A 1046-nucleotide genomic window follows, 5' to 3' on the forward strand; every position below is an offset into this window, starting at 1 on the left:
CCGGTCTTGTGGAAGCATTCGTAGCCGATGCAGCCCACGTCAGCCGTGCCGTAGCCTTGCCGCATGACAAGGTCGTACTTCTTTTCCATCTGCGAACGCATTTTTTCGGAAAGACGCTCGCCGGTGACAAAGGCCACCTCCAGAAAGAGATCCTTACGCAGATTGAGGCCCTTTTCTTCGGCCTTTTGCGCCAGATGCATCAAAAAGCTCGGCGTACCCACATAGCCGGATACGCGCAGCTTCTGCATGATGTCCAGTTGGGTGGCGGCATCGGTGGGCCCTGCGGGAATAACCGCACAGCCCAGGTTGCGCAACGGCTCTTCAAACATGAGGCCCGCAGGCGTCAACTGATAGTTGAAGGTATTCTGCACCGCGTCGCCGGGGCGAAAGCCCACAGAATAAAAGGCTTCAGTATAGCCCCAGTAGTCTTCGCCACGGTCTTCGGGGTCGAAAATGGGGCCGGGGGAAAGAAAAATGCGCTTGAGTTCGCCGATATCCTTGGTCAGCAGTCCGCCCAGACGCGGCCCCATGGACTGAAGAAAGATCAGCTCTTTCTTTTTGAGAATGGGAATATGCTTGATGTCAGCAAGGGTCTTGAACTTCTCCACATTGAACTGCGCACGGTCGAAGCGTTTCTTCACGTCTTCCGAATAGCGGTACGCGTAGGAGAGCAAGTCCTTGAGCTGGATAAGGCAGTACTGGCGGCGCTCGCTCTCATCCAGAACTTCGCGGCGGCTGTATATGCCTTCTGTGCGGTCTTTACGGGTCATACCTACTCCACATGGCCTGATTTACATTGAAGGGTCAAAATAGCCACTCCCACAGCAAAGTGCAAGCACTATTTATTAAGTCTAATAATATCAAAATATTATAGCACACTTTTACGCTATGTGCCAGGCTGCGATAAAGCCCGCTTCACCATTGCGCCCCCTGCCCCTCCTTGCGGGCCTTGCGGGCGACGGGGCTTGCGTCGGGGCATTTTGATCTTGCCCTGGATGACACAGCGGCGGCGCAGGCTGTCATACACAGGCTCGTTGCCAAGCTTG

Annotated in this window: 1 pseudogene; it reads right to left on the reverse strand. The window is 54.8% G+C overall.

The window, feature by feature from the left end:
* Window positions 1–770: pseudogene (locus tag QZ377_RS06100) on the reverse strand (phenylacetate--CoA ligase family protein); the annotation flags it as partial.
* Window positions 771–1046: the final 276 nt, after the last annotated feature.

The sequence above is a fragment of the Desulfovibrio sp. genome (genome assembly GCF_019424165.1).
Taxonomy (GTDB): Bacteria; Desulfobacterota; Desulfovibrionia; order Desulfovibrionales; family Desulfovibrionaceae; genus Desulfovibrio.